The sequence below is a fragment of the Phaeobacter inhibens DSM 16374 genome (genome assembly GCF_000473105.1).
GTDB classification, from domain to species: domain Bacteria; phylum Pseudomonadota; class Alphaproteobacteria; order Rhodobacterales; family Rhodobacteraceae; genus Phaeobacter; species Phaeobacter inhibens.
In genome coordinates this window covers 33133-59641 of sequence record NZ_KI421498.1, presented here as the reverse complement: position 1 = coordinate 59641, position 26509 = coordinate 33133, and the positions used below count along the sequence as shown (strand labels likewise).

Below are 26509 nucleotides of genomic sequence, written 5' to 3'. Positions count from 1 at the left end.
ATGCGGGACCGGTTCGGGGAAAGGTTTACGCGCGCCCGTAAGCCTCTGCAATGGCGACCTGAAGCGCGTCACGCGGCGCCTGCCCGCCCCAGACCATCAGCTGGATGGCCGGGTAATAGCGTTCGCAATTGGCGACGGCGGAGTTGATCATCGTATCGATCTGCTCCGGGCTGGCCACCTGCCCCCCGGTCAGCACCAACCCATAACGATAAAGCATCAGCTTATGGTCGGGCCAGAAGGTAAAACCGCCCGCCCAGCACTGATCGTTCATCTCGTTGATCAGCTCATAAAGCCTTGGCAGCTGGTCCTTTGGCGGCTCCATCTCAAAGCTGCACACCATCCGCAGGGTTTCTTCATAGCCGGACCACGCCAGTGTCAGCGAATAGGTTCGCCACTGACCCTCCACCGCCATTGCGATCTGATCGTCGCCGATGCGGTCGAAGTCCCAATCGTGGTCCGAGGCCAAGTGTTCGACGATGTCGATAGGGTGAATTTCGTCTTCCAGAAAATGTTCGGAAAGAGCCATGTTGCCACCTCTCTGATCTCTAGCAAAAGCGATGCGGGGCACCCCCAATTGCTAGCGGCCTGCTCAATAAGGAGAGGAGACTTGCCTCTTCTCCTACTAGATATGGTGGAGGCAGCGAGAGAGTCTGGCAACCCTTTATTTGGGGATAACTGCAATAAGTTGTGGACGAACGGCCCATGCACTCAAAATATCGTGACACAGTCGTGAGCGTGAGATGTGCCCCCGTTGCAGGCATCAAGACCGCGCACTGCGCCCCGCACGCCCGCAGAAGAATGGCGCACAGCCCAGATGGGGCCGTGCGCCAATGAATATTGCAGATCGGATATTTTAGCCGTGGCCTGGGTGTCACCCGCAGCTACGGCACCGGGATCGCGTCAGTCGGATTTACCCGTTTCCAGCGCATCAAGCCGCGCTTTCAATGCTTCATTTTCCTCGCGGGCTTTCTGCGCCATGGCGCGCACCGCGTCGAACTCCTCTCGGGTCACGAAATCGCGATCCGCAAGCCAACGGTCGATCAGCCCTTTCATTGCGGTCTCTGCCTCTTCCCGCGCGCCATGGGCCACGCCCATGGCATTGGTCATCAGCTGAGAAATATCATCCATGATCTTGTTGCGCGTCTGCATTGTCTTCTCCATGTCTGCCTTGCCCCCTATATGGGCATCAACATCGGCGGCGGCAAGCCGTTGACACCCCAGCCCCCGTAAAGGCATTGACGCCATATGCACGCATTCTTCCTCCAGTTCCCCGATTTAACCCCAGAAATTTTCACAATTGAGCTGTTTGGCAGCCAGTTCGCCCTACGCTGGTATGCGCTCGCCTATATCGTCGGCATCGTCATTGCCTGGCGGCTGGCGGTGGCAGCGCTGCGACGCCCGGCCTTGTGGCCTGGCGCCCAACCGCCAATGAAAGCAGCGCAGGTTGAGGACTTGCTGACCTGGATCATCCTCGGTGTCATCCTGGGCGGACGGCTAGGTTATGTGCTGTTTTATCAGCCGGGCTATTACCTTGCGAACCCGGCCGAGATCCTGCGGATCTGGCAGGGGGGCATGGCGTTTCATGGCGGTTTGCTCGGCGTAATTCTGGCAACTTGGCTTTATGCATTGCGCCACAACATCCCGCGCCTGCAGATTGCTGATCTGGTGGCGCATACGGTGCCACCGGGACTGCTGCTTGGGCGGCTTGCGAATTTCAACAACGCTGAACTCTGGGGGCGGGCGACTGATCTGCCCTGGGGCGTGGCCTTTCCCGGGCGCGCAGCGCAGTCGTGCAGTCAGGCGCTGGGGGAAATCTGCGCGCGCCATCCCTCGCAACTCTATGAAGCGCTGCTGGAAGGGCTCATCCTTGGCGCGGTTCTTCTGTGGTTGGTCTATCGGCGCGGTGCGCTGCGCCAGCCGGGCTGGATCACCGGAGTGTTTCTCGCGGGTTATGGCGCGGCGCGGTTTGTGGTCGAGTTTGCGCGCCAGCCGGATGCTCAATTTGTGACGGTCGAGAACCCGCTTGGCCTGGCCTGGCAGATTGGCGGATATGGGCTCACTATGGGGCAGCTGCTGTCACTACCGATGATCGCGATCGGTGTCTTTCTGGTGCTGCGCCGCCGCTCCACCGCTGAGGTTCCCGCATGAGCCTGAGCGAGCGCATCGCGAGCCGCATCCGCACCGAGGGGCCGATCTCGGTCGCGGACTACATGGCGGAGGCGCTGCTGCACCCGACCTATGGCTATTACACGACCCGCGACCCGCTGGGCCGCGCGGGCGATTTCATCACCGCGCCGGAGATCAGCCAGATGTTCGGAGAGGTGATCGGGCTGGCACTGGCGCAATGCTGGCTGGATCAGGGCAGCCCCAAACCGTTTACTCTGGCTGAGCTTGGCCCCGGTCGCGGCACATTGATGGCCGATCTGCTGCGGGCCACCAAACAGGTGCCAGGGTTCCATGACGCCATGCAGGTCGCGCTTTTGGAGGCCTCCCCCACCCTACGCAGCCGGCAGGCCGAAACCTTGAGTGGTAACACACCTCTTTGGCTCGACACGCTGGAGGCACTGCCGGAGCAGCCGCTGTTTCTGATCGCAAATGAATTCTTCGACGCGCTGCCGGTGCGCCAGTTTCTGCGGGATGGCGACGGCTGGCGCGAGAAATCCGTCGGGCTGCAGGACGGTAAGCTGAGCTTTGGCCTTGGTGCGGCGGCCCCGCAGCCGGCGCTGGCGCATCGTCTTGAGGACACCCGCGATGACGATCTGGTGGAACTCTGCGAAGCAGCGCAGCCCATGGTGCAAACCATCGCCGCCCGGATTGCCACCCATGGCGGAGCCGCTCTGATCGTGGACTACGGCGATTGGCGTTCGCTGGGGGATACGTTGCAGGCCCTGCGCGCCCATGCGCCAAGTGACCCGCTGAATGATCCCGGCAGCGCCGATCTGACCACCCATGTTGATTTTGAGGCGCTGGCACTGGCCGCCAAGGCTGCAGGTTGCACCCATAGCCGACTGACCCCACAAGGTGTGTTTCTGGAGCGGCTGGGCATCACCGACCGCGCGCAGGCCTTGGCCGCGCGGCTGGAGGGGGACTCCCTGCAATCTTTGATTGCAGCACATCGGCGGTTGACGCACCCTGAGGAAATGGGAAACCTGTTCAAGGTGCTGGGGATTTTCCCCATGCAGGCCTCACCTCCACCGGGATTGAACGCATGACGCTGGAAATTCTTATCTCCGACCTGTTGAATGGCACGAAACACGGGTTCTTCACCCGCCGCGGTGGAGCGTCTTCGGGCATTTTCGCCGGGCTGAACTGCGGGCTCGGCTCCTCCGATCAGCGGGAAGCGGTGCAGATCAACCGGACGCGAGCCGCCGCAGCCATGGAAGCCCCGCCAGAGGCGCTCGGCCGGGTCAATCAGGTACATTCGGCAAATGTCCTGACCATCTCCGATGTTCGGCAAGACAATATTCAGGGCGATATTCAGGCCGACGCGATGGTCACGAATGTGCCCGGCGTGGTGCTGTCGATCCTGACTGCCGATTGTCAGCCGGTGCTGTTCCATGACCCAGAAGCAAAAGTGGTGGGCGCCGCCCATGCCGGCTGGCGCGGCACGCTGGACGGCGTGCTGGAAGCCACATTGGATGCAATGGAACAGCTGGGGGCGAGTCGTCAAAACACCCGCGCGGTCATTGGCCCGTCGATCTCGCAGCGCGCCTATGAGGTCGGCCCAGAGTTCTTTGATGACTTCATGATGCAGGATGCAGACAACGCCCGTTTTTTTGCCAATGGCGAGGGTGATCGCTATCTCTTTGATCTGCCGTCTCTGGGCCTGCACAAACTGCGCAGCGCTGGTGTGGCGGAGGCGGCCTGGACCGGTCATTGCACCTATTCCGATCCTGAGCGATTCTTCTCCTACCGCCGGGCGACCCATCGGAAGGAAGCCGACTACGGTCGTCTCATTTCCTGTATCCGTCTGTAATCACAGCGGCCTTCATAGTCTGACGCGGCATTGAATTCCGTTGCAAAACAGCGCCGGGACTTGGCGTGGTAGCATACGCAGATCTCGCGGAGTTCCGGTGAATTCCACAGATCGGCCACATTGCTGGCGCATTGGCAGGCGACAAATGTCGGGAATACAGCGCGCGGGCGACAGGAGGTTGCCCCGCCCCGACAGGAGACGCCTCATGAAACCGAAATCGCGCTTCATCAAATCCATTGTGGCCGCCGCCAAGACCGAAGAGGTCCGCCTTCCCTGGACCCGTGGCGCCAACCGGCAAGCCGCGATTGAACGCCGTCATCAAACCACATCGCAACAGGCAGCTGCCAAAAGCGCCTGAACCGCGCCACGGCTCATAGCAAGCCGGGAGCCATGAATACCGGCCTGACATCGTCCACCAATGTTCAGGTCAGGCGGCGGCCTCTGCCCAAGCGAGCCCCGCCGCGATTACCTGCCCTGCTGGGCGCATACACCGAACCGCGCGTATTGCGGATAGGATGCCCGGCAGGGATCAAGCGGCTTTGACGCGCTTTCTGCTCATCGCGCTACCAAAGTCGATGTCTGTACAGTCATGAGAGAGGCAAGTTAGCCATGACCATACCTCAGTCGCTGCGACGCGCAGCTGCCAATGCGGTCGAAGCAAACGCCCTGTTGAAAGATCCGGCTGCCCAGCGCGGCGGTGCGCGGCCTCAGCTGCGCCGTTATGACGTCTGCAGCCTGTTGCCCAATGGCTCCATCGCCGAAACCCGCCACGTGGCCCCCTCTCTGCCGCTTTTTGAGGAGGCCTTTACCGCCTTTTGCCGCGGCTCGCTGATTGAGACCTCCCAAGGCCCCATCGCAATCGAAGATCTGTTGCCAGGCGATGAGCTGATGACCTTTGACGGCGATAGGCAGCCGCTCCTGTGGAAAGGCTGCACCAGCCTGATTCCCTCCCGCAGCTGCCAGAACGGGCGCAGCCATCGCCTGACCAGCTTCACTGCCGATAGCCTGGGCGAGGCGAAACCAATGTCAACGGTTGTCACTGGCCCAGCTGCGCGGCTGCTGCAGCGCGCACCGCTACCCGGTATTCAGCTGGAAAACGGCGCCTCACTGGTCCCGGTACAGCAATACCACGACGGCATGAGCATTGTCGAAACTGCCCCCCCAACGGCAGTGGATCTCTACCATATCTGCCTTCCACGGCATGCGGTGATCAATGTCGGCGGCCTGCCGTTTGAGACCTATCACCCGGGTCCCGAGGCGCTGAAACTGGTGAGCCACGCAATCCGCACACTCTATCTCAACCTGTTTTCCCATGTTGAGTCGATTGCGGGCTTTGGCTCGCTGGCCTATCCGCGCGTCGAACCCTCAGATCCTGATATGGTCTGAGGCCCACCTGCGCGCGGCAAGGGGGTAGTCAACCCGACGCAAAAGGCGCCCGCTTGCGGGGCGCCTTTTTCATCGTCGCGGCCAGGGCTACCGGCCTTGGTCAGGCCTCACGCGCAAGACGCTGCTCGAGAACGTCAAACGGCACACCCGGCTCATCCTTGGCACCCCGGATGACCAGCGATGTCTTGACGCTGGCCACATTCGGAGTGGTCAGCAGATCACTGGTCAGAAAACTCTGGAAGGTGCTGAGATCGGGCGCGACGCATTTCAGGATGAAATCCACCTCGCCGTTCAGCATGTGGCACTCCCGCACCAGCGGCCAGTCGCGGCATTTCGCTTCAAAGGCGCTCAGCTCAGCCTCCGCTTGGCTCTCCAGCCCCACCATGGCGAAAACCTGCACCTCGAACCCCAGTTCGCGCGCATTGACTTCGGCATGATAGCCCCGGATCAACCCCGCCTCCTCAAGCGAGCGCACCCGGCGCAGGCAGGGTGGTGCGGAAATACCGACACGCTTGGCCAGCTCAACATTGGTCATGCGACCGTCGGCCTGTAATTCCGACAAAATCTTGCGATCAATCGGATCAAGGCGTGTTGTGACCATCTGGAAGCTCCTGTTGAAATTTCCGTTTGTTATACCAGCATCCAAATCGCACGCAATATTATTTCAGTTGCGCGCAACAATATTTGCCAATGATAAGATGAGACCTCAGCATCTTATTATACCTGCCAAGATCAAGGGCGCCCGACTTCGGCCAAGCCGGGGCTTTAAGACGCCGCCGGGTGCAGTTATATGCATTGCCTGACGGCGGCAAGACCGCCCTTTTCATCTATTGGGGAAATGAGATGAGCGACACGCGCCACACCAAGGTTCTGATCATCGGGTCCGGCCCGGCAGGCTATACTGCCGGTGTCTATGCCAGCCGCGCCATGCTGGAGCCGATCCTGGTCCAGGGCATCGAACCGGGTGGCCAGCTGACCACCACCACCGAGGTTGAGAACTGGCCCGGCGATACCGAGGTTCAGGGTCCGGATCTGATGGTGCGGATGCAGGACCACGCAAAGGCCATGGGCTGTGAAATCATTGGGGACATCATCACCGACCTCGACACCACCTCGCGCCCATTCGTGGCCAAGGGCGACAGCGGCACCATCTATACTGCGGATGCGGTAATCCTCGCGACCGGCGCGCGCGCAAAATGGTTGGGTCTGCCGTCTGAGGAGAAATTTAAAGGCTTCGGCGTCTCCGCCTGCGCCACTTGTGATGGCTTCTTCTATCGCGGTCAGGAAATCGTCGTGATCGGTGGCGGCAACACCGCCGTGGAAGAGGCGCTGTTCCTTACCAATTTTGCCTCCAAGGTGACCCTGATACACCGCCGCGATGAGCTGCGCGCGGAAAAGATCCTGCAAGACCGCCTGATGAAGAATCCGAAGATCGAACCCCTGTGGTTCCACCAGCTGGAAGAAGTGGTCGGTACCGAAAATCCGCTGGGCGTCGAAGCCGTCCGTGTGAAGAACGTGAAAACTGACGAGATCACCGAGATCCCCTGTAAAGGCGTCTTTGTCGCTATTGGCCATGCCCCGGCCACCGAACTGGTGAAGGATGTGCTGGAAACCCACAACGGCGGCTATGTAAAGGTGACGCCCGGCACCACCGAAACCTCAATCCCCGGTATTTTTGCCGCCGGAGACCTGACCGATCACAAGTATCGCCAGGCTGTCACCTCGGCCGGCATGGGCTGCATGGCTGCGCTGGACGCCGAACGCTTTCTGGCAGAACAGGAGTGAGCGCCGTGGCGCATGATTTTGACATCCAGAAGGCCGAGACATTCTCGGCCTTCTCAGATCTTCAGGCAGAAGGCGATCTGCCGTTTGAGGCTGATCTGGACCTGTTTTTTGTGTCTGGCGAAGCCGACAAAGAATGGATGCCACTCGCCGAAGCGCTGGCCGACATTGGGTTTCACACCCAATGGGCCGAGGCAGAAGGGGACGAACCTGCAACGCTCATTGCGACAATGCCGGATCAGATCCTGTCAGCTTCCGCAATCTGGATGGTCGAAGAGGTTGCAACCCGCGTAGCAATCGATCATGGCTTTCGGCCCGATGGTTGGGGATTTGCAGAGGGCTAACCCCCCTGCCCGCCTCAGACAATCAGATCTCTGTTCCCGAGCAGAGATCGCATTAGGCCGCCCGTTCCGCTTGCGTTGCAATTTGGGAACGGCGGTCTTTTTCACTCAAAGCGTAGTGGTTTTGCCTTTGCTGCGACTGCAAACCATGAGATGTGTTCACGCGTGAACACATCTTGAGTCGACCCGATGCCAGCTACCCCCACCACCCCAAGCCATGAGGACGAAGATTTGCTCTTTCGTATCCTCAGCCAGCTCGACAAGGCGCCAGACGCTTCGCAGCGGGCAACGGCGGCGGCGGTGGGCACCTCTCTGGGTCGCCTCAATGCGCAGCTGCGCGCAGCTGCTGAGGCGGGGCTGGTCAAGGTCAGCGAACGCGCCGGCCCGGACAAACGCCAACGCTTTGCCTACGCCCTCACCACCCGCGGTGCCGCCGAGAAGATCCGGCTCACCGATCAGTTTCTCGCCCGCAAGTTCGCTGAATATGACGCGCTGCATGCGGAACTCACCGGAACCACCAGTGGCCTCGTCCCATTTAAGTACAGGACCAAGTTGATGCAAAATAATCTCGCCCCCATCCCGGAGCTTTACGTCTCCTATGACTCCGCACAAAAGCTGAAGGTCGAAGCCGCAGAGCTGAAAAGCCACGACCTGAGCCCGCGCCAGATCTGTGATCTGGAGCTGCTGATGAACGGTGGCTTCAACCCGCTGAAGGGTTTTCTCAACGAAGCAGACTACAACGGCGTCGTCGAAAACATGCGCCTTGCGGACGGCACCCTCTGGCCGATGCCGATCACGCTGGATGTGTCCGAAGACTTCGCCGCATCGCTTGAGATTGGCGAAGACATCGCGCTACGCGATCAGGAAGGCGTGATCCTGGGCACAATGACTGTGACCGACCGCTGGGAGCCCAATAAATCGCATGAAGCGGAAAAAGTATTCGGCGCCGATGACGACGCCCATCCGGCAGTGAACTATCTGCACAATACCGCAGGCAAGATCTATCTCGGTGGCCCGGTGACCGGCATCCAACAGCCGGTCCATTATGATTTCCGTGGCCGTCGCGACACCCCGAACGAGCTGCGCGCCTATTTCCGCAAGCTGGGCTGGCGCCGTATCGTGGCCTTCCAGACCCGCAACCCGCTGCACCGTGCCCATCAGGAACTGACCTTCCGCGCCGCGCGCGAAGCCCAGGCCAACCTGCTGATCCACCCGGTTGTTGGCATGACTAAACCGGGCGATGTTGATCACTTCACCCGCGTGCGCTGCTATGAGGCAGTGCTGGACAAATACCCGGCGGCAACCACCTCCATGTCGCTGCTCAATCTGGCAATGCGCATGGCCGGCCCGCGCGAGGCGGTCTGGCACGGCCTGATCCGCAAGAACCACGGCTGCACCCATTTCATCGTTGGTCGCGATCACGCAGGCCCCGGCAAGAACTCCGCCGGTGAAGATTTCTATGGTGCCTATGACGCGCAGGACCTGTTCCGCGAGCATCAGGAAGAAATCGGCATCGAAATGGTCGACTTCAAGCACATGGTCTATGTGCAGGAGCGCGCCCAGTATGAGCCGAATGACGAGATCGAAGATCGCGACAACGTCACCATCCTAAACATCTCCGGCACAGAACTGCGCCGCCGTCTGGCCGAAGGCCTGGAAATCCCCGAGTGGTTCTCCTTCCCCGAGGTGGTGAATGAGCTGCGCAAGACCAAGCCGCCGCGCTCCAAGCAGGGCTTCACCGTGTTCTTCACAGGTTTCTCCGGCTCCGGAAAATCCACCATTGCCAACGCGCTGATGGTCAAGCTGATGGAAATGGGCGGTCGCCCGGTGACCCTTCTGGATGGCGACATCGTGCGGAAAAACCTCAGCTCCGAGCTGGGTTTCTCGAAAGAGCACCGCGATCTGAACATCCGTCGTATCGGCTATGTGGCGTCTGAAATCACCAAAAACGGTGGCATCGCCATCTGCGCGCCCATCGCACCCTACGCCACCACCCGCCGCGCCGTTCGCGAGGATGTGGAACAGTTCGGAGCCTTCCTTGAGGTGCATGTCGCCACCTCGATCGAGGAATGCGAGCGCCGGGACCGTAAGGGTCTGTATAAACTGGCACGCGAAGGCAAGATCAAGGAATTCACCGGGATCTCCGATCCCTATGATGTGCCAACAGATCCTGAATTGCGCGTCGAGACCGAGAATGTCGACGTCGACAACTGCGCCCATCAGGTTCTGCTGAAACTGGAAAACATGGGGCTGATCGCAGGCTGATCGCCCCCCAACAAACACGACAAAGGCCGCCTGTCCGGGCGGCCTTTGTCATATGCGCCAAAGCGGTATCAAAGGCTTGCCAACAGCGCCTCCGCCGCGCGCCGCTCGATCTCTCCATAGTATGCAGCCGCCGGTTTGATCGCCCGAAGCGCTGGCAGCCGCGTGGCATAGTCTCCGTGGGAGATCATCGCAATGGAAGCGCGCAGTTCCTCCGCCGAGGTACAGACCATCATGCCAGCAGGATCAAAGAAGTCGCTGATGTTGGGACACCCCCAATAAATCGGCACCGTTTCACACAGGATCGCATCGATAAGTTTTTCAGAGAAATAATTCCGCTCACGCACATTCTCGATCACCACACTATATCGATAGGGCGCCAGCCCGTCGGACTTCGCGTCGAAAGGTTGGTATCCGCGCCCCAGAATGGCCACCTCGCGCTGACTGGTGTTCAGATGTTCGGCGATGTCGTGGCGCAGCCTATGCCCCGGATGATCCCGCTTGGCCGAGGCGATCAGGGACAGATCCGCGCATTTCTCAACGGTCAGATCCCGCCACTCCGGCACCCAGGTGGTGCCAAAAGGCAGAAACACACCATTGCCGGTCCGGCCCAGAAGATCATCGTCATAGCTGAACACCCGGTAAAATCGCCGCCCGGTCCAGGGCAACAACCGATGATGCAGCGCCGACATGATTTTCGGCTCCATCACCATCATGGAGATCCGCGCAGCGCAGGGCCAGCGAGGTTGAAAATGCATCGCCGTTTTGGCCCAGACGATCAGATGGTCCCGCGCTGTCAGGTCCGCAACACACCCGCTGATCAGATCCGCAGGGCAGCCAAGCGGCCAATGCAGCGAGGCCAGCTTGCGATTGGCGAAATCACGATTGAGTCTGACACCATAAGGCACCACCGCAACGGCGGGTTCCCGCGTGACATTCATGGCGCTGCCGCCCCCTGCTTAGCTGGCGTCGGGCAAATCGACGGTGCCGCGCATCAGCACATAGCCCCGCCCCGCAACCCGGATACCGCTGGGCGCATCCGCCGGGCCAACCCGGGTTACGACGGCTTGACCTGGTCGCCCCAGCCCATGCCCCTGCTCGGCGATGAACTGATCCGACGTCATCAGACCATGCCGCCACAGGTAGGCAGCCATCGCCCCGGTTGCCGAACCGGTGAACGGATCCTCCGGCGGACTGGGCGGCGCCATCAGCAGCCGTGAAAACGTATCGCCCTCCGCCGTGGCGCCGTCCAGGGTCACCAGAAACGGCTCCATCATGTCGATGCCCTCAGCCCCCATCGTCTCCCCCAACCAAGTAAGCGCCGGGATATCCAGCTGCGCCGCCTCTAGAGAGGCCCGGTCCCGCAGCACCGTGATGCAGAAGGGCAACCCGGTGGACACTCGCTGTGGCTGTCCGACAATAGCGTCCAGCGGCAAAGAGACGGCCGCTGCTACCAGCTCCGGATCGGCAAAGGCACCGAACTCAGGCGCGACCTGTGTCATTTCAATCAGACCATCCACAACGGTTACGCGTACGAGGCCAGCGCCGGTTTCCAGCGTAATCGTATCCTCGGTCATAAGGCCGCGATCCCGCAGCGCTGCAACGGTCGCGATGGTCGGATGACCGGCAAAGGGAATCTCCCGGCTGGCCAGGAAATAGCGCACTCGCACGTCGGCAACCTCAGATGGCCCGGTAAACGTACATTCCACCAGCGAGGTTTCACGCACATAGGCCATGCAGGTCTCATCGCTCAGTTCCGCGCCACCATGCACGACCGCACAACCATTGCCGCCAAAGGCGCGCGCCGAAAACGCATCAACCCAATCGAAATCGTAGCGCATGCCTCTCTCCCGCAATCAATCCCGTCACGCCCAAGCAAAACCACGCCGATGGCGGCATCGCAAGGGGCATTTGGTTGCGGGTTCCGACATAGCACGGCCCATGAGAACGCCCTGGGTTCTGGCATCATAGCCAGATCCGAGCCCCTGTCGTCAGCACGAAAAAGGGCGCCACGAGGGCGCCCGATCCTTGAACTGCGGCAAGATTGGTATCAGCGATACCGCTCGCGCCCCTTAGCCGTCAGCAATGTTGTCAGTGCACAGGCACCGGCGCATAATCATGTTGCCGCGCCAGCACGAAGGCCATCTTGCGGTCACTGACCAAGGCCAACTGCTCCCCCGCCGCATCATGCACCGCATAAAGCTGTGTGCGCCCGTCAGCGCCGGCCTGAACCTCAGCAGGGAGATCGGCCACATCAACTGCCTTCACGTAGACAATACGGCTGTCCGCATCGTTGAACTGGTAGGCTGTATGCATCTGTCTTACCCCTTCTTGATGTTGATTGTCTGAACCACGGTTTCCGGCCGCGAGCGGGTCAGGTCGACGTGTAACAAGCCATTTTCCATAATCGCCTCGCCCACTTCGACACCATCTGCCAATACAAACATGCGCTGAAACTGGCGCGCGGCAATGCCCCGGTGCAAAAACACGCGCCCGTCGCTGTCATCGCTCTGCCGACCCCGGATGACCAATTGCCGGTCCTCTACGGTGATCGCCAGATCTGCCTCGGCAAAACCGGCTACGGCCAGCGTAATACGATAGGAATGATCTGAGGTTTGTTCAATGTTATAAGGGGGGTAGCCTTCATTCCCGGATTTGGCCGAGCGTTCCAGAAGGCGTTCCAATTGCTCAAATCCCAACATATGCGGATACGAGCCGAGTGTGAGTTTAGACACGGGTTTCGTCCTTGATTCTAAAGCGACGTATGGTGGCGGCCCCATTATGGCGACCGCTTTCCTAAGAATATGGGTGTTTTATGCGTTTTCACAAGCCCAAGGCACCGCAGCGCTGGCGCAAAAGCCCCTAAAAGCGTAATATTCGCCAAGTCTTAACCCGCCAGAAGCCGAGTCGCCAATGAACGCACCAACCGATATCTCCATGAAAACCGACGATGTTTTACAGGTGGAGCTGGAGGTGTTTCGCAGGCAACACCGCGATCTGGACGAGGCAATCACCGCCCTGCAGGACCGTGGCACCAGCGATCAGCTGACCATTCAGCGGCTGAAAAAGCAGAAGCTGATCCTGAAGGATAAGATCGCGCTGATCGAAGACCGGCTGACACCGGATATCATCGCCTGATCTAGACCTCCAAACACTGCGCCCAAAAGGGTTCATTGCCGCATTGCGTGATGCACAGGGTTCTCTATAGTGCGCGCTTCCTCCAACCCAGCGGGTTCGCAGGCCCGCGGCATGACAGGATCTGAGCCTATGCCAGAGCATACCGCCGACATCAAAGTGGGCATCATCATGGGCAGCCAGTCGGATTGGCCCACTATGAAAGAGGCCGCCACCCTTCTGGATGACCTGGGCGTCCCCTATGAGGCAAAGATCGTCTCGGCCCACCGTACCCCCGACCGGCTGTGGAGCTACGGAAAATCCGCTGCCGAACGTGGTCTGCAGGTGATTATCGCCGGCGCCGGCGGGGCCGCTCACTTGCCCGGCATGGTCGCCTCCAAAACCCGTGTGCCCGTTGTTGGCGTACCGGTCCAGACCCGCGCCCTCTCCGGTGTGGATTCGCTCTATTCCATCGTGCAGATGCCCAAGGGGTTTCCCGTTGCCACCATGGCCATCGGTGCCGCCGGGGCGGCCAATGCAGGTCTGATGGCGGCTGGTATACTGGCGCTGCAGGACGCAGACCTCGCCCAGCGCCTCGACGACTGGCGCGCGGCCCTCTCAGCCTCCATCCCGGAGGAACCTGCCGATGACTGATCTGTCTGAAAACGCTCTGAAGCCCGGCGCAACCATCGGCATCCTCGGTGGTGGTCAGCTGGGGCGGATGCTCTCGGTCGCGGCCTCGCGCCTCGGGTTCAGAACCCATATCTTTGAGCCCAGCGCCACGCCGCCTGCAGCCCATGTTGCCGACCGGATCACCACCGCCAGCTACGAAGATGCCGAAGCACTGGCGGCATTCGCCGCTTCCGTCGATGTGATCACCTATGAGTTTGAAAACATCCCGACCTCGGCCCTTGATCTGCTTGAAACACTGAAGCCGATCCGCCCGGGCCGCGAGGCACTGCGCATCAGTCAGGATCGCCTGACCGAGAAGACTTTTCTGCAGGATCTGGGCCTGCAAACTGCCGCTTTTGCCGATATCTCTGATCAGGCAAGCCTCGACGCGGCGCTGACGCAGATCGGCGCCCCGTCGATCCTGAAGACCCGACGTTTTGGCTATGACGGCAAGGGGCAGGCCCGGATCAAGACACCTGATGACGCAGCCGAAGCCTTGGCTGCCATGGCAGGTGCGCCCTCAATCCTTGAAGGGTTCGTGAATTTCAGCCATGAAGTCTCAGTCATCGCAGCCCGTGGCGTCAGCGGTGAAATCGCCTGCTTCGACCCAGGCGAGAACATCCACCGCGACGGTATCCTGCATACCACAACCGTTCCTGCCCGGCTCAGCGCGGGGCAGCGCATGGATGCGGTATTGATGGCGGGCAAAATCCTGAATGCGCTGGAATATGTCGGCGTCCTCGGCGTCGAGCTGTTTGTCACCCCTCAAGGGTTGATCGTGAACGAGATCGCCCCGCGCGTCCATAACTCCGGCCATTGGACCCAGAACGGTTGCGCCATTGATCAGTTCGAGCAGCATATTCGTGCGGTTGCGGGCTGGAGTCTTGGTGACGGGCAGCGGCATAGCGATGTTGTGATGGAAAACCTGATTGGCGCCGATATGGACCGGGTACCGGAGCTCGCGCGCGAACCAAACACCGCACTCCATCTCTACGGCAAGGCCGAGGCAAAGCCGGGACGCAAGATGGGCCATGTGAACCGAGTGCAAAAACCGCAGACTTGAGCTGCGGGGCTTAGGTATCGGGGCGCTGCCCCAAACCCCGGGATATTTTCAGAAAGAAAATACACCAAAAGGCGCGGCAGGGCGGTAAAAGCGGCCCCGCCGGTTTTACGCGCGGCACAGAGGGCTATCCAGCCTGATGGGCTGCGCTCCCGCGTTATCTTCCGCCGTCAGGTGAGAAAACGAGCAGCGACATCACCACTCATATAGCTGACCCGCCCGCCTGAAAAAGTCGCCGCAATCTGACCATTGGCATCAAGGATCACCAGATCGGCCCGCAGCCCTGCGGCCAAGCGCCCCCGATCCTCAAGGCCGAGGATCTGCGCGGGCCCCTCCGACACCAACCTCCAGGCGCCTGCCAGATCCAGCAAACCAGAGCGTTCCAGCATCAAAGCCGCCCGGCGCGGGCTGGGATAGTGGTAATCCGACGCCAGCGCATCACACAGCCCCATGGCAATCAGGTCCAATGCTGAGGCGTTACCCTTATGCGAGCCGCCCCGCACCACATTGGGTGAGCCAAGAATAACAGCGTCGCCTGCGGCTTTGGCCGCCTCTGCGGCCTCCATCGTTTCCGGGAATTCCGAAATTCGTGCGCCACGATTGCGCCAGGTGATCCGGTCCCCTGCGCTGTGGTCATCATGACTGCCAAGACAGATCCCCGCAGCCCCAAGCGTTGCTGCCAGTTTATCGAGTGCTGCGGGCACCTCTAGCCTCCGAGCATGCATATCCTTCAGCATCTGCCAATGGACGTCCGGATTGCGCCCGGCTTTCAGCGCCTGCCCGGTGAGGCGCGGCGGTTTTTTTCCCTGTGCCAGCCGGTCATGCGGCAGATGGTCGTTGAACACCACATAAGGCACCTGCCATTGCGCAATCTGAGAGGGCAGATCATCATAGGCATCCAACAGATGGATCTCGAACCGCAGTTGCGGAATCAGCTCCGTCACCACCCGGGGTCGGGCCGCTTTGATCCCTTCGAACACCTGGTCTGCAAATTCTGGGCCGCGCAGCCCGCCTTCCCAGGAATAGAACTGTGCCAACACAGCCGTGGTGATGCCATTTGCGGCCAGTTCAGCCTCGGCTGCAATTACCCCTTCGCCCATCTGTTTCATGGCGCCACGGCGCGGCGCGAGATGGCGCTCAAACCCGTCGCCGTGCAAATCCACGATGCCGGGCAATATACGGTAGCCTGACAGATCAATCGCCTTCCCGGCGCGCGCTGTCTGGATCTCACCTCCAGCGAAGGTCAGCGCGCCGCCGTGCTCCATTCCATCCGGGCGCAGTACGTCTGCCCCGGTCAATGTCAGTTCGAGCATGGTCATGGCTGCGCCTCCCCCTGCGGCTGGTTCCCATCATCACTGCACTGGCCTTGCGCACAGGCCTCCTCAATCTGTCCCGTGATCGAGTCGAGCCATGTGATATCGGGATCAAAGCGCCCGGCGTCGAGGAAATGCAGCGCCTGTGCGATGACCTGCGGGTTGTTCATCATGAACGTATGCGTGACGGGCAGTACGATATGATCCGCCATACCGTCCAGATAAGTGCTCTGCACGGAGACTTTGCCATCATCTGCTCCCGGAATAATCGCAGAGAAAATCGGGTTGAGCGAAAGATCCCCGGCAATCACACCCACCGGAAAACTGGCCGGCGGCAACCGGTTGGGCAGGCTGTTTGCATTCGTTCCCAGCTGCAGGCCAGCGGGCCCGTTCAAAAGGCCAAACACCTCCCAATCGCCCAGCTCATCCACCAGCTCACTGCCATGGTTGGGCGGGGCCAGCATGACCGTGCGACCCAGCGCCTCTGGCCGGTGGCCCTGAAGCCAGTGACGCAGCAGGATGGCTCCCATGGAATGGGTGACAAAATGGATACGCTCGCCTTCTGAGATTAGAGCCGTGCATTGATCCACTGCAGCGGGCAGCGTCTGCGCCGCAAGATCCGCCACCGCTTTGTCAGTCGAGGGGTAGCCGGGGATAACAACCTTGACACCGCGCGCCCCAAGCACCTGCCCCATCACCGCCAGCGAGATTTCACTGCGGGCCAGCCCATGCAGCAGGATCGCGCAATCCGCACGCGCCACGACTGTGGAGAAACACAAAACAGCGCCCGCCAGCGCAGAGGAGATAAAGGAACGGATCATGGTGTCTCGCGACCTCACTGGCATCATGGAACACTGCACATAGGGCCAAAGCGCTGCAACGGGAAGGGTGGAGCGCACAGGGGTCTGCTGTGACGCGACGTGTCAGCGCTCCGCCACCGTCTTGCTGCGCGCAGCCGCCCTGCGACCGGGCGCAGACAAGACAACAACGGCAATACCGCCGAGGACAGCTGCCGATCCGATCACCAGCGCAACGGCGATATCCTCTCCCAGCAATGCAGCGCCTGCGAGGATTGCAATCACCGGCACGGACAATTGCACCGTCGCCGCCACCGCAGGCGACAGCTGGGGAAGCACATGATACCAAAGCGCATAGCCAAGTCCCGAGGTCACCGCCCCAGACAGGACCGCCAAAAAAACCCCCGCCCGCGTGAACACGATATCACCACCAAACAGCATGACCCCCGGCACCATCATCAAAGTTGCCACAGCAAAGTTCACCGCCGTTGCCGCAAGCGGCGCCCTCGCTCCGCGCCCGAGCAAACTATACGCCGCCCATCCAAGCCCCCCAAGCGCCATCAGCAGCGACGCCCCAAGGGGCGCGACAGATGCGCCATCGGTCGGCCAGACCACAAACGCAAGCCCGGCCAGCGCAATCCCTGCCCCGCCGATCTGTCCCGCAGACACCGGGCTGCCACTGCAGGCCCCCCAGAGGAACATTGAAACCTGCACAACACCAAACAGGATCAGGGCGCCGAGGCCCGCATCAAGATCTTGATAGGCCACGGAAAACCCGACGATATAGATCGAAAGCGCCGCCGCCCCCCAAAGCGCCTGCCGCAGATCGCGCCGCAACGACAGTCCGCTGAAAACGCAAAGCGTAATCAGCGTTACCGCGCCGGAAAACAGCCGCAGCAGACCAAAGCTCGTGGCTTCCATATAGCCCCCACCAATGGCCAACCGGCCCAGAATGGAGTTCGCAGCAAAGGCCACCATGGTGAGAGAGACGAGAACAATCAGACGCATGCGCTAGGGCTACCCCGCCGGGATGCGCGGGGCCACTGATATTTTTGTGTCAAAGGTCCGAAAGGGCCCGTGGGTAAACCAGCTCTGCTTCTGGCACGTCATCGCCGCAGCGCAAGATTAGCGTGGATTCCAGTGGACAGGGGCTCTTGAGCTTCTGAGCCCGCTGCCAGCTGAAACCATACCGGCCATAAAAGGAGGGCTTGCCCAGAACCACAATGGTCTTGGGCACATTGGCCGGTAGTCTTTCAAGTGGAATTTCATAAATGGCTGCCAACTCCTGCAGCATCCGGGTGCCGAACCGCCATGGGCTGCGATACATCTCATCCTTAGGCCCGCCAACGGCAATATTCGGATTGCGCTCCGCCAGCCTGCCACCCTGCCATTCAGGCCGCACCGCCATCGGCGCCAGACAGGCCCAGCCTTCAGGCGCATACATCCGGCTCAGCGCAAAATAGCCACCGGTCTTTCCATTCCAAGGCTTACGGGACTCTAGAAGCATGTCACCATCGGCCCGCAACTGCCGCACGAGCCGCGCTTCGGCATCAGTTGGGAATGCCGACTTCAGCAACCTATCCACTTCTTCATAGTGTTCTTCGTTGACGCTAGTCGAAAAATCAGGCCCCACAACCATCGCAAACCTGCCCCCAATCACCTTTCCTAAAATACTCGCGCCGCAGGCAGGTCCGCAAGGCGGGCCTTCGCTCTCCAGCAAAACAAAAAAGGACCGCCCGAAGGCAGCCCCAATTCTCAACATCATAAGCGACGGACGTCTGGCAGATTGGCCTATGCGGCCAATCGCCTTTTGCCTCATCCCAAATCCCAATGGGATTTGTGATTACATCATGCCGCCCATGCCGCCCATGCCGCCCATGTCGGGCATGCCGCCACCGGCGCCTGCACCGTCTTTGGACGGTTTGTCGGCAACCATGGCTTCGGTGGTGATCAGCAGACCGGCAACCGATGCTGCGTCTTCCAGAGCGGTACGCGCCACTTTGGCCGGATCGATCACACCAAAGGCGAACATATCGCCATATTCTTCGGTCTGAGCGTTGAAGCCAAAATTGTTGTCGGAGCTTTCGCGGACCTTGCCGGCCACAACAGCACCGTCGACACCGGCGTTTTCAGCGATCTGGCGCAGCGGCGCTTCGATTGCTTTACGCACGATCACGATACCAGCGTTCTGGTCTGCGTTGGCGCCTTCGAGGCCTTCCAGCGCTTTGCCGGCCTGAACCAGAGCAACACCACCGCCGACGATCACGCCTTCCTGCACAGCTGCGCGAGTTGCGTTCAGAGCATCGTCCACACGGTCTTTGCGCTCTTTCACTTCAACTTCGGTCATACCACCGACGCGGATCACGGCAACACCGCCTGCCAGTTTGGCAACGCGCTCTTGCAGCTTTTCACGGTCGTAGTCCGAGGTGGTCTCTTCGATCTGAGCGCGGATCTGGGCAACACGTGCTTCGATCTCGGCTTTTTCGCCTGCACCGTCAACGATGGTGGTTTCGTCCTTGGTGATTTCGATCTTCTTGGCGGTGCCCAGCATGTCCATGGTCACGGACTCAAGCTTCATGCCCAGATCTTCGGAGATCACCTGGCCGCCGGTCAGGATCGCGATGTCCTGCAGCATGGCCTTACGACGGTCGCCAAAGCCCGGTGCCTTAACAGCAGCAATTTTCAGGCCGCCGCGCAGTTTGTTGACCACGAGAGTCGCCAGCGCTTCGCCTTCAACATCTTCTGCAATGATCAGCAGCGGCTTCTGCGACTGGATCACCTGCTCCAGCAGCGGCACCATGGCCTGCAGCGAGGACAGTTTCTTTTCGTGCAGCAGGATCATGCAGTCTTCGAGATCTGCAACCATCTTGTCGGCATTGGTCACGAAGTAGGGCGACAGGTAGCCGCGGTCGAACTGCATGCCTTCGACAACAGTGGTCTCTGTTTCCAGACCCTTGTTTTCTTCGACGGTGATCACGCCTTCATTGCCGACTTTCTGCATCGCGTCAGCAATCTGCTGACCGATTTCAGATTCGCCGTTGGCGGAAATTGTGCCGACCTGTGCAACTTCTGCGGAATCTTTGACTTCGCGGGCCATTGCCTTGATGCCTTCGACCACTTTGGCTGTTGCCAGGTCGATGCCGCGCTTCAGGTCCATCGGGTTCAGGCCAGCAGCAACCTGCTTCAGGCCTTCTTTAACGATCGCCTGTGCCAGAACGGTGGCAGTGGTGGTGCCGTCGCCAGCTTCATCGTTGGTGCGGGAAGCAACTTCCTTTACCATCTGGGCGCCCATGTTTTCGAACTTGTCTTCCAGTTCGATTTCTTTGGCAACCGAGACACCGTCTTTGGTGATGCGCGGTGCGCCAAAAGATTTGTCCAGCACAACGTTGCGGCCTTTGGGGCCCAGGGTCACTTTCACAGCATCAGCCAGAATGTTGACGCCGTTCAGCATACGGTTGCGGGCATCGGTGTCGAATTTGACGTCCTTAGCAGCCATTGTTTACTCTCCTAGAGAAATTCGTGTGTTTAAGCGAGGAATGGGATTCAGAGTAGAGCTCAGGAAAATCCTGGAGATTTACTCGATGATACCCATGATGTCGCTTTCTTTCATCATCAGCAGCTCTTCGCCATCGACGGTGACCTCAGTGCCCGACCATTTGCCGAACAGGATCTTGTCGCCTGCGGAAACAGCCATCGCGATCAGCTCGCCGCTGTCCTTGCGTGCGCCTTCGCCGGTTGCGACCACTTGGCCTTCGCTCGGCTTTTCCTTGGCGGAATCAGGGATGATCAGACCACCAGCGGTTTTTTCTTCGCTTTCGGTGCGACGGACCAGCACGCGGTCATGAAGCGGTTTCAATGCCATCTTTGTAGCTCCTTAAAGGCTCAAAGGTTGTTGTCTCGCCCCCCTGCTCCCCGCAGGAGGTGTTAGCACTCAACACATCTGAGTGCTAACGAAGGAATAGCTAGGCAGGGTACGCGCGCCTGTCAACAGGTTGGTTGGGAAATTTTGTGGCAATTTTCTGACCTGCGCGTCAGCCCTGCTCCGCACCCGAGCGCGTCGCATCAATCGGCTCCGTCGGCTCCCAGCTATGCGCCCAATGGACCAGCCCTGCCCGGCCTGCCTCCGTCAGCTGATAGACACCGGTCTGCACCCGCATGAACCAGCCATAGTGATTGCTCGCCATGATCCGCGTCGCTTGGGGAACATTTGCCATCTTGGCCACAACCGCGCCTTTGCTTGGCCCGTGTTCGGCCAGATGGGCGGCACAGCGCAGGGCATCCTGACGATAGGCTGTGACAATGCCGTGCCGTGTGGCGCCGCCTGCGTTGGGATCGCCCTGAAGGCGCTGAAACTCGCGCAGCAGGCGCGTTTGTTTTTTCGCTGACTTACGCGGCGCATATGGCCCCGGATCGCACTGCACCTCGGTTCGCCCGTCCGGCAGCACCGTAATCAGCCCCAGCCCCAGACGCCTGCACATCGACAGATTGTCCTTTAGCATTCGCCGCGCCTGACGTCCCGATGGTTTGGGCACCGCGACATAGACCAGATCGCTCAGCGCGAGCCGGGTGATCGCCTGATGAAACAGGGACAGCGAAAACCGCAGTTTCAGCTCCACGATGACCGGCGGCTCATCACCACGACAGGCAACCACATCAGCTGCACCAACCTCACCTTTGACGGTGTAACCCTGGCTCTCGAACAGGGCCTTTACAGGCGGGTAGAGCTGATCTTCGCGGTCCATAGCACGATGGTAGCCGCGACTGCGCCGAAGGAAAAGCAGTTCGCCACGATCGCCAGCCTGTTGCCTTAGGCCGGGACCCGTCGGCACAGATTTGCACAAACAACATAGCCGCCTTGATCAGACTCCGGCCCGGGGTGACAAGCCCCCTCCCCGTGCCTATAAGACGCGCAAAATTCCGGCACTTGCATAGGACACATGTCATGACCACCTTCGTCTTCGGCCATAAATCCCCTGACACCGACTCCACCGGCTCCGCGATCATCTGGTCTTGGTATCTGAACCAGATCAAAGCTGTTGGAGCGGCGCCGAAACTGCTGGGCGAACCCAACACTGAGGCGGCCTTCATGTTGCAGCACTGGGGGCTGGACAAGCCGGAGATCATCGCAGACGTCGGCGATGATCAGCCTGTCGTGATCGTCGACACCAACAACCCCGCCGAACTGCCCGCCAATATCAACGGCGCCGATATCCAGGCGATCATTGATCACCATAAACTGGTTGGCGGCCTGGAAACAAAAAGCCCGATCAACATCCGCATCGAGCCGGTCGCCTGCACCGCGACCATCATGTGGAAGATGATCGGCGCAGATCTGGCCCAGGCCCCGCGCGAAATCAAAGGCGCGATGCTGACCTGCATCCTGAGCGACACGCTGGAGTTCCGCTCCCCCACCACAACCCAGGAAGACAAGGCCGTGGCCTATAGCCTGGCCGAAGATCTGGGCGTGGATATCGCCGCCTATGCCGCCGAGATGTTTGCCGCAAAATCCGACGTTTCGGCCTTTTCCGACGCGGAACTCCTGCGGATGGATTCAAAAGAATATGCGGTCGAAGGCACCAAGTTCCGCGTCTCCGTTCTGGAAACCACCGCTCCCGCCGTGGTTCTGGACCGCAAGGCGTCGCTGATGGAGACCATGACATCTGTGGCCGAAGAGGACGGTGTTGATCAGGTCCTGCTGTTCGTCGTGGATATCCTAAAGGAAGAGGCCACGCTGCTGGTTCCCAATGATCTGGTCCGCACCCTCGCCTCCAAAAGCTTTGATGCCACAGCCGAAGGCGATACCGTCGTTCTGCCCGGCGTGATGAGCCGTAAGAAACAGATTATCCCCAATCTGGCAATCTGAGGTCGCTGGATCTGAAAGCACTGTGGTTAAGGCAGCTGTCTGCTGCTGCCGCAATCTGATTTTTAGAATGCGGAGCTTGTAGCGAGCTTCGCATTTTTCGTTTTTTTGGAACGATCCCCGCAGAGGGGCCATCGTCTCAAAGCACTCCGCCAGCTGTCCTCGCCGCGACGTACACCTCTGCCGGGGATTCCCATGGTGCGCAGGTTTTCACACACCACCATCCCAGGCTACGCATAGACCGGCCTCATTCGAACCGACCAGATCCCGTCCACGTTCACATCGGCGTCATGTGAAGTGCCTGCACCCCAGGAGGGCGCAACCAAGGCGCGCAGTGTCAGCCGCGCGCCTTGGTCCGATCAGTGTCATGCGAAATTGGCGACTGCATCGTCATCAGCCCAGCCATCACCGCCTGTCGGCGCCGCCGATTTCTGTGATGACTTACCGTGATTGTTCCAGTCATCGATGCCGTCGCCTGAAACGGACCCATGTGCGGAGACCTCGTTGTAATCTTCCCAACGTTCCTCATCCGGATGGCCCGCCTCGACCGCCGCCGCCGCGCGTTTGGCCGTAGAGGAGGACCCGCCCTCAACCCCATCGGATGACAGCAGGATAAATTGACTGACGATCTGATTGAGACCGTAGGTCTCGCTGTTCATCTTCAGAATGGCCGCACCGGATTCCTCAACCATTGCAGCATTCTGCTGGGTAACATTGTCCAGCTGTGCAACCCCGATATTGATCTCATTCAACCCCTGCGCCTGCTCACCGGACTCCGATGATATTCCGGAAACCAAGGTGGCGATATTGACCACTTCGCCGACAACCTGCGAGAGGGCCTTGCCAGCGCTATCGACCTTTTCAACGCCCTCCTCGACCGTTCTGGTGCTGGCTGTGATCAGCGTTTTGATTTCATTGGCCGCATCCGAGGACCGTTGTGCCAATGCGCGCACCTCGGAGGCCACCACCGCAAAGCCACGGCCAACCTCACCGGCCCGGGCGGCCTCAACACCTGCGTTCAGGGCGAGCAGGTTGGTCTGGAAGGCGATATCATCAATGACGCCGATGATCTGGGAGATCTGACCCGAGGATCGCTCAATCTCGTTCATCGCTTCGATTGCACCTTCGACAACCCGACCACTGTTTTCAACATCCTTGCGCGCGGAATCCACCGCACCTTCCACCGCTTTGGCATTTTTCGCGGAGTTACTGACACTGACGGTCATCTCTTCCAGCGCAGCTGCCGTTTCTTCCAGCGTGGCCGCCTGGCTTTCCGTGCGGGCAGACATATCCTCGGCACCGCTCCGGATTTCGTCCGACTGAGCCTGAATAGCTGCACTTGCCTTGACCACCTGCGCCATAACCTCGTTCAGCTTATCTACAGTTTCGTTGTAGTTGATCCTGAGCGGATCGTAGTCGGAACCAAAGCTCTCGTTGATCTGATCGCTGAAATCGCCCGCCGCGAGCCGCTGCAAGCCCTGACGCAACCGGTCGATCACCTTTTCGCTCTCGCCCCGCAGCGCATTCTGTTTTTCCAACTCGTAGATGACGCGTCCCGATACCCGGTCGATGTCATGGGCGATCTGACCAAAGTCATCTCCACGCATGCGGGCTTCGACCTTCAGGCCAAAATCCCCTTCGGCGACTTCTCGCAGGGCCTCGCGCATGCGGCCAATTGGGCGCACGATATTCAAGGTCATCTTGCGGGCGTTGTAGATGGTGATCAAGACCAGCAGGACGGACGTTCCCAACAGTGTATAGAGAAGCATTATATCATGGGCTCGCGCGGAATTGGCTGTTTCAATTGCTGCCTGCTCAATCCAATCGCTGAGAGGGTGTAGTTTTGTGTTCAGCGCCTTGTAGCTCTCCTCGAACGCATCGAGGCCCGCTTCAGCTGCGACCCTATCCGTCATTGCCAACTCAGCCAGAGCAACACCTTGTGTCAAAAACGCATCCACTTCGGGCACCATTCCCTCAACCTGAGCAAGAGCTTTCGGTGGCAACGTGTCCCGTTTCAGCAATTCGAGGTTGGCGCGCATTTCTTCACCGACCTCTACAACTCTTGCACGCAACTCCTCTCGCTCAGCAGCCGTCGCGTGATCCCCCGCCAGCACAAGGTAGAGCACCTCCGCGTTCAGCTCTTCGTGTAGCAGGTCGACTTTCAACTCATGGCGCACCGTTTTGGTCACATCAATCTGACGTTCCAATTCCAGTTCGCTCTGCCAGAGGCTGTAAACAGATATCAAAGCAAGCACCAGGATCGTGAAAACCGATACCGCCCCCGAAATCATAAATCGGGTTTTTGTGGAAATAGTTCGAAACATCACAGCACACCTCAGGGTTGAAACTCTTTCTCGTTCTACGCCTCGGTCGTTAAAAAACTGGAAATGGGGCCAATCTGGTCAAATACCGCACGCTCTGCCATAGCTTTAGGCACCGGAAAATCATGCGAAAGATCAGCCCCATGACTCAGATCATTTCCTCACTCGCAGAGGTCTCAAACCAATACAAAGCCCTGTTCGTCGATCTGTGGGGCTGCGTTCACAATGGAATCACCGCCTACCCCGAAGCGGTGGCCGCGCTGCAGACCTATCGCAAGGACGGCGGGATTGTTGTGCTACTGACCAACTCACCCAAACCGCGCGCAGGGGTTGCGGCCCAGCTGGGCGACTTTGGTGTGCCGGGCGATGCCTATGACACCATCGCCACCTCGGGCGACTCTGCGCGGGCGGCGATGTTCAATGGCGCGGTCGGAAACAAAGTCTATTTCATGGGTGAATGGGAGCGCGACGCCGGGTTCTTCGAACCCTTGAAAATGCTGGACGATCCGCTTGACGTTGTCCGGGTGCCGCTCAGGGAGGCTGAGGGCATCGTCTGCTGCGGTCCTTTTGACACCCAAGCGGACCCTGACGTGAACCGGCCCGACTTTCTTTATGCCAAGCAGATGGGGCTGAAGCTGCTCTGCGCAAACCCCGACATCGTGGTCGACCGAGGCGAAACCCGGGAATGGTGCGCCGGTGCGCTGGCCCGGCTTTATACCGAAATGGGTGGTGAGAGCCTCTATTTCGGGAAACCCCATCCCCCGATCTATGATCTGGCGCGGCGGCGTCTGGCGGAACTGGGTCAGGACATCGCTGATCGCGACATTCTGGCAATCGGCGATGGGCCGCATACAGATGTCGCCGGCGCCATGGGAGAGGGTCTGGACTCACTGTTCATCACAGGTGGACTTGCAGCAAAAGAGACCAAAACAGATCATCAGCCGGACGAAACTGCGCTAACCCAATACTTGGAAAAGGAAAGTTCTGCGCCGACCTATTCCATCGGCAAATTGCGCTAAGTCAGAAAGCACTTGATTTTCTGCAGTTGCGAAGTAATAAAGTTGCCGTAACGAGTAAATATTTGCCCGATTGTTTCCGACCCGCATTGAAGCTGCGCACAGGAAACAATCGGCCGCAAATCTACGGCAACCGGGAGAGGCACATGTTGGACAATTTTCCACGCGGAACCATCTGCATCGAAGACATCGAAATGGGGATGGTGCGTTACCTTCGCAAAGAGGTAACCGATAAGGACATCGAAATGTTCGCCGAAGTCTCGACCGATCATAATCCTGTACATCTGGATGAGGATTACGCCCAGGATACGATGTTTCAGGGGCGCATTGCCCATGGGATGCTCACAGCCGGGCTGATCTCTGCGGTGATCGGAGAGCAGCTGCCCGGCCACGGCACCATCTACATGAGCCAGTCGCTGAAGTTCCTTGCCCCGGTGCGCCCAGGCGATCTGGTTCTGGCGGAGGTCGAGGTGACCGGCATCGAAATCGACAAGCGGCGGGTCAAGCTGGATTGCCGCTGCATGGTCGACGGCAAGAAGGTGTTGATTGGTGAGGCCATGGTGATGGCGCCCTCTCGCAAATTTGATTGAGCCAAGGCTGCCCGGCAGC

At 59.7% G+C, this 26509-nt stretch carries 29 protein-coding genes; 14 read left to right on the top strand and 15 right to left on the bottom strand.

Annotated features, from left to right (window positions below; all coding sequences use genetic code 11):
• Positions 1-25: 25 nt before the first annotated feature.
• Together INHI_RS0103885 and INHI_RS0103880 are read right to left on the bottom strand one after the other, a co-directional pair.
• Positions 26-526, bottom strand: a complete 501-nt coding sequence (locus tag INHI_RS0103885; RefSeq protein ID WP_014875375.1) for a type III secretion system chaperone family protein — start codon at positions 524-526, stop codon at positions 26-28.
• Positions 527-900: 374 nt separating this feature from the next.
• Positions 901-1149, bottom strand: coding sequence for an accessory factor UbiK family protein (locus INHI_RS0103880; protein WP_027246793.1), 249 nt, complete (start codon positions 1147-1149; stop codon positions 901-903).
• A 96-nt stretch (positions 1150-1245) separates the two neighbouring features.
• Here INHI_RS0103880 and lgt point away from each other — a divergent pair, with 96 nt between their 5' ends.
• The 5 genes from lgt (at position 1246) to INHI_RS0103855 (ending at position 5362) form a co-directional block, all read left to right on the top strand.
• A complete protein-coding gene (gene lgt / locus INHI_RS0103875; RefSeq protein ID WP_027246792.1) occupies positions 1246-2148 on the top strand; it encodes a prolipoprotein diacylglyceryl transferase in 903 nt (300 codons plus the stop codon).
• Complete coding sequence (locus INHI_RS0103870) at positions 2145-3212, top strand: class I SAM-dependent methyltransferase (protein WP_027246791.1); 1068 nt, start codon at positions 2145-2147, stop codon at positions 3210-3212. Before lgt ends, INHI_RS0103870 begins: the two co-directional genes overlap by 4 nt.
• Entirely contained in the window at positions 3209-3976 is a 768-nt protein-coding gene (pgeF, locus tag INHI_RS0103865) for a peptidoglycan editing factor PgeF (protein WP_014875379.1), read from the top strand. Before INHI_RS0103870 ends, pgeF begins: the two co-directional genes overlap by 4 nt.
• A 205-nt stretch (positions 3977-4181) precedes the next feature.
• Positions 4182-4334: a hypothetical protein gene (locus INHI_RS21175; RefSeq protein ID WP_162893390.1), complete on the top strand. Its 153-nt coding sequence runs from the start codon at positions 4182-4184 to the stop codon at positions 4332-4334.
• 251 nt (positions 4335-4585) lie between these two features.
• Positions 4586-5362, top strand: coding sequence for a Hint domain-containing protein (locus tag INHI_RS0103855; protein ID WP_027246790.1), 777 nt, complete (start codon positions 4586-4588; stop codon positions 5360-5362).
• Between the two features lie 100 nt (positions 5363-5462).
• Here the strand turns inward: INHI_RS0103855 and INHI_RS0103850 are convergent, their stop codons facing one another.
• Positions 5463-5963 (bottom strand): Lrp/AsnC family transcriptional regulator, encoded by a 501-nt coding sequence (locus INHI_RS0103850; protein WP_014875381.1) that lies wholly within the window; start codon positions 5961-5963, stop codon positions 5463-5465.
• Between the two features lie 242 nt (positions 5964-6205).
• On the opposite strand from INHI_RS0103850, the gene trxB reads away from it, so the two are divergent.
• The 3 genes from trxB to INHI_RS0103835 all read left to right on the top strand — a co-directional run bounded on the left by trxB (position 6206) and on the right by INHI_RS0103835 (position 9750).
• Complete coding sequence (gene trxB, locus INHI_RS0103845) at positions 6206-7147, top strand: thioredoxin-disulfide reductase (RefSeq protein WP_014880737.1); 942 nt, start codon at positions 6206-6208, stop codon at positions 7145-7147.
• A gap of 5 nt (positions 7148-7152) precedes the next feature.
• The gene (locus INHI_RS0103840; protein ID WP_027246789.1) at positions 7153-7488 is read left to right on the top strand and encodes a ribonuclease E inhibitor RraB; all 336 of its coding nucleotides are present in this window, start codon (positions 7153-7155) and stop codon (positions 7486-7488) included.
• Positions 7489-7674: 186 nt separating this feature from the next.
• Positions 7675-9750, top strand: a complete 2076-nt coding sequence (locus tag INHI_RS0103835) for a bifunctional sulfate adenylyltransferase/adenylylsulfate kinase (RefSeq protein ID WP_014875384.1) — start codon at positions 7675-7677, stop codon at positions 9748-9750.
• Positions 9751-9818: 68 nt separating this feature from the next.
• On the opposite strand, the gene INHI_RS0103830 is transcribed toward INHI_RS0103835, so the two are convergent.
• The 4 genes from INHI_RS0103830 to INHI_RS0103815 form a co-directional block, all read right to left on the bottom strand.
• Positions 9819-10688, bottom strand: a complete 870-nt coding sequence (locus INHI_RS0103830; protein WP_027246788.1) for a hypothetical protein — start codon at positions 10686-10688, stop codon at positions 9819-9821.
• Positions 10689-10706: 18 nt separating this feature from the next.
• Entirely contained in the window at positions 10707-11588 is an 882-nt protein-coding gene (locus tag INHI_RS0103825; RefSeq protein WP_027246787.1) for a PhzF family phenazine biosynthesis protein, read from the bottom strand.
• 250 nt (positions 11589-11838) lie between these two features.
• Positions 11839-12063 (bottom strand): DUF1150 family protein, encoded by a 225-nt coding sequence (locus INHI_RS0103820; protein WP_014875387.1) that lies wholly within the window; start codon positions 12061-12063, stop codon positions 11839-11841.
• Positions 12064-12068: 5 nt separating this feature from the next.
• Positions 12069-12482 carry an Hsp20 family protein gene (locus INHI_RS0103815; protein ID WP_014880742.1) on the bottom strand — a complete coding sequence of 138 codons (414 nt, stop codon included), beginning with the start codon at positions 12480-12482 and terminating at the stop codon, positions 12069-12071.
• 178 nt (positions 12483-12660) lie between these two features.
• Here INHI_RS0103815 and INHI_RS0103810 point away from each other — a divergent pair, with 178 nt between their 5' ends.
• The 3 genes from INHI_RS0103810 to INHI_RS0103800 all read left to right on the top strand — a co-directional run bounded on the left by INHI_RS0103810 (position 12661) and on the right by INHI_RS0103800 (position 14596).
• A complete protein-coding gene (locus INHI_RS0103810) occupies positions 12661-12885 on the top strand; it encodes a YdcH family protein (protein WP_014875389.1) in 225 nt (74 codons plus the stop codon).
• A gap of 129 nt (positions 12886-13014) precedes the next feature.
• Entirely contained in the window at positions 13015-13515 is a 501-nt protein-coding gene (gene purE, locus INHI_RS0103805) for a 5-(carboxyamino)imidazole ribonucleotide mutase (RefSeq protein ID WP_014880743.1), read from the top strand.
• Positions 13508-14596, top strand: a complete 1089-nt coding sequence (locus INHI_RS0103800; protein WP_027246786.1) for a 5-(carboxyamino)imidazole ribonucleotide synthase — start codon at positions 13508-13510, stop codon at positions 14594-14596. The genes purE and INHI_RS0103800 overlap by 8 nt, the downstream gene beginning before the upstream one ends.
• A gap of 167 nt (positions 14597-14763) precedes the next feature.
• Here the strand turns inward: INHI_RS0103800 and INHI_RS0103795 are convergent, their stop codons facing one another.
• From INHI_RS0103795 to INHI_RS0103765, 7 genes are all read right to left on the bottom strand, one after another.
• The gene (locus INHI_RS0103795; protein ID WP_027246785.1) at positions 14764-15912 is read right to left on the bottom strand and encodes an alpha-D-ribose 1-methylphosphonate 5-triphosphate diphosphatase; all 1149 of its coding nucleotides are present in this window, start codon (positions 15910-15912) and stop codon (positions 14764-14766) included.
• On the bottom strand, positions 15909-16727 hold the full coding sequence (locus tag INHI_RS0103790; protein WP_027246784.1) for a lipase family protein: 819 nt from the start codon (positions 16725-16727) through the stop codon (positions 15909-15911). Before INHI_RS0103790 ends, INHI_RS0103795 begins: the two co-directional genes overlap by 4 nt.
• A gap of 102 nt (positions 16728-16829) precedes the next feature.
• Positions 16830-17711 carry a DMT family transporter gene (locus INHI_RS0103785; protein ID WP_014880747.1) on the bottom strand — a complete coding sequence of 294 codons (882 nt, stop codon included), beginning with the start codon at positions 17709-17711 and terminating at the stop codon, positions 16830-16832.
• Between the two features lie 49 nt (positions 17712-17760).
• Positions 17761-18522 carry a GNAT family N-acetyltransferase gene (locus INHI_RS0103780; RefSeq protein WP_254656838.1) on the bottom strand — a complete coding sequence of 254 codons (762 nt, stop codon included), beginning with the start codon at positions 18520-18522 and terminating at the stop codon, positions 17761-17763.
• A gap of 24 nt (positions 18523-18546) precedes the next feature.
• Positions 18547-20199 carry a chaperonin GroEL gene (groL, locus tag INHI_RS0103775; RefSeq protein ID WP_014875396.1) on the bottom strand — a complete coding sequence of 551 codons (1653 nt, stop codon included), beginning with the start codon at positions 20197-20199 and terminating at the stop codon, positions 18547-18549.
• A gap of 78 nt (positions 20200-20277) precedes the next feature.
• The gene (locus INHI_RS0103770; RefSeq protein WP_014875397.1) at positions 20278-20565 is read right to left on the bottom strand and encodes a co-chaperone GroES; all 288 of its coding nucleotides are present in this window, start codon (positions 20563-20565) and stop codon (positions 20278-20280) included.
• Between the two features lie 169 nt (positions 20566-20734).
• Positions 20735-21445: a DUF2161 domain-containing phosphodiesterase gene (locus tag INHI_RS0103765; protein ID WP_014875398.1), complete on the bottom strand. Its 711-nt coding sequence runs from the start codon at positions 21443-21445 to the stop codon at positions 20735-20737.
• Positions 21446-21645: 200 nt separating this feature from the next.
• On the opposite strand from INHI_RS0103765, the gene INHI_RS0103760 reads away from it, so the two are divergent.
• Entirely contained in the window at positions 21646-22566 is a 921-nt protein-coding gene (locus tag INHI_RS0103760; RefSeq protein ID WP_027246782.1) for a manganese-dependent inorganic pyrophosphatase, read from the top strand.
• 362 nt (positions 22567-22928) lie between these two features.
• Here the strand turns inward: INHI_RS0103760 and INHI_RS0103755 are convergent, their stop codons facing one another.
• Positions 22929-24887, bottom strand: coding sequence for a methyl-accepting chemotaxis protein (locus INHI_RS0103755; protein ID WP_027246781.1), 1959 nt, complete (start codon positions 24885-24887; stop codon positions 22929-22931).
• Between the two features lie 140 nt (positions 24888-25027).
• On the opposite strand from INHI_RS0103755, the gene INHI_RS0103750 reads away from it, so the two are divergent.
• Together INHI_RS0103750 and INHI_RS0103745 are read left to right on the top strand one after the other, a co-directional pair.
• Positions 25028-25903 (top strand): TIGR01459 family HAD-type hydrolase, encoded by an 876-nt coding sequence (locus INHI_RS0103750; protein WP_027246780.1) that lies wholly within the window; start codon positions 25028-25030, stop codon positions 25901-25903.
• Between the two features lie 143 nt (positions 25904-26046).
• The gene (locus INHI_RS0103745; protein WP_014875402.1) at positions 26047-26490 is read left to right on the top strand and encodes a MaoC family dehydratase; all 444 of its coding nucleotides are present in this window, start codon (positions 26047-26049) and stop codon (positions 26488-26490) included.
• Positions 26491-26509 lie beyond the last annotated feature (19 nt).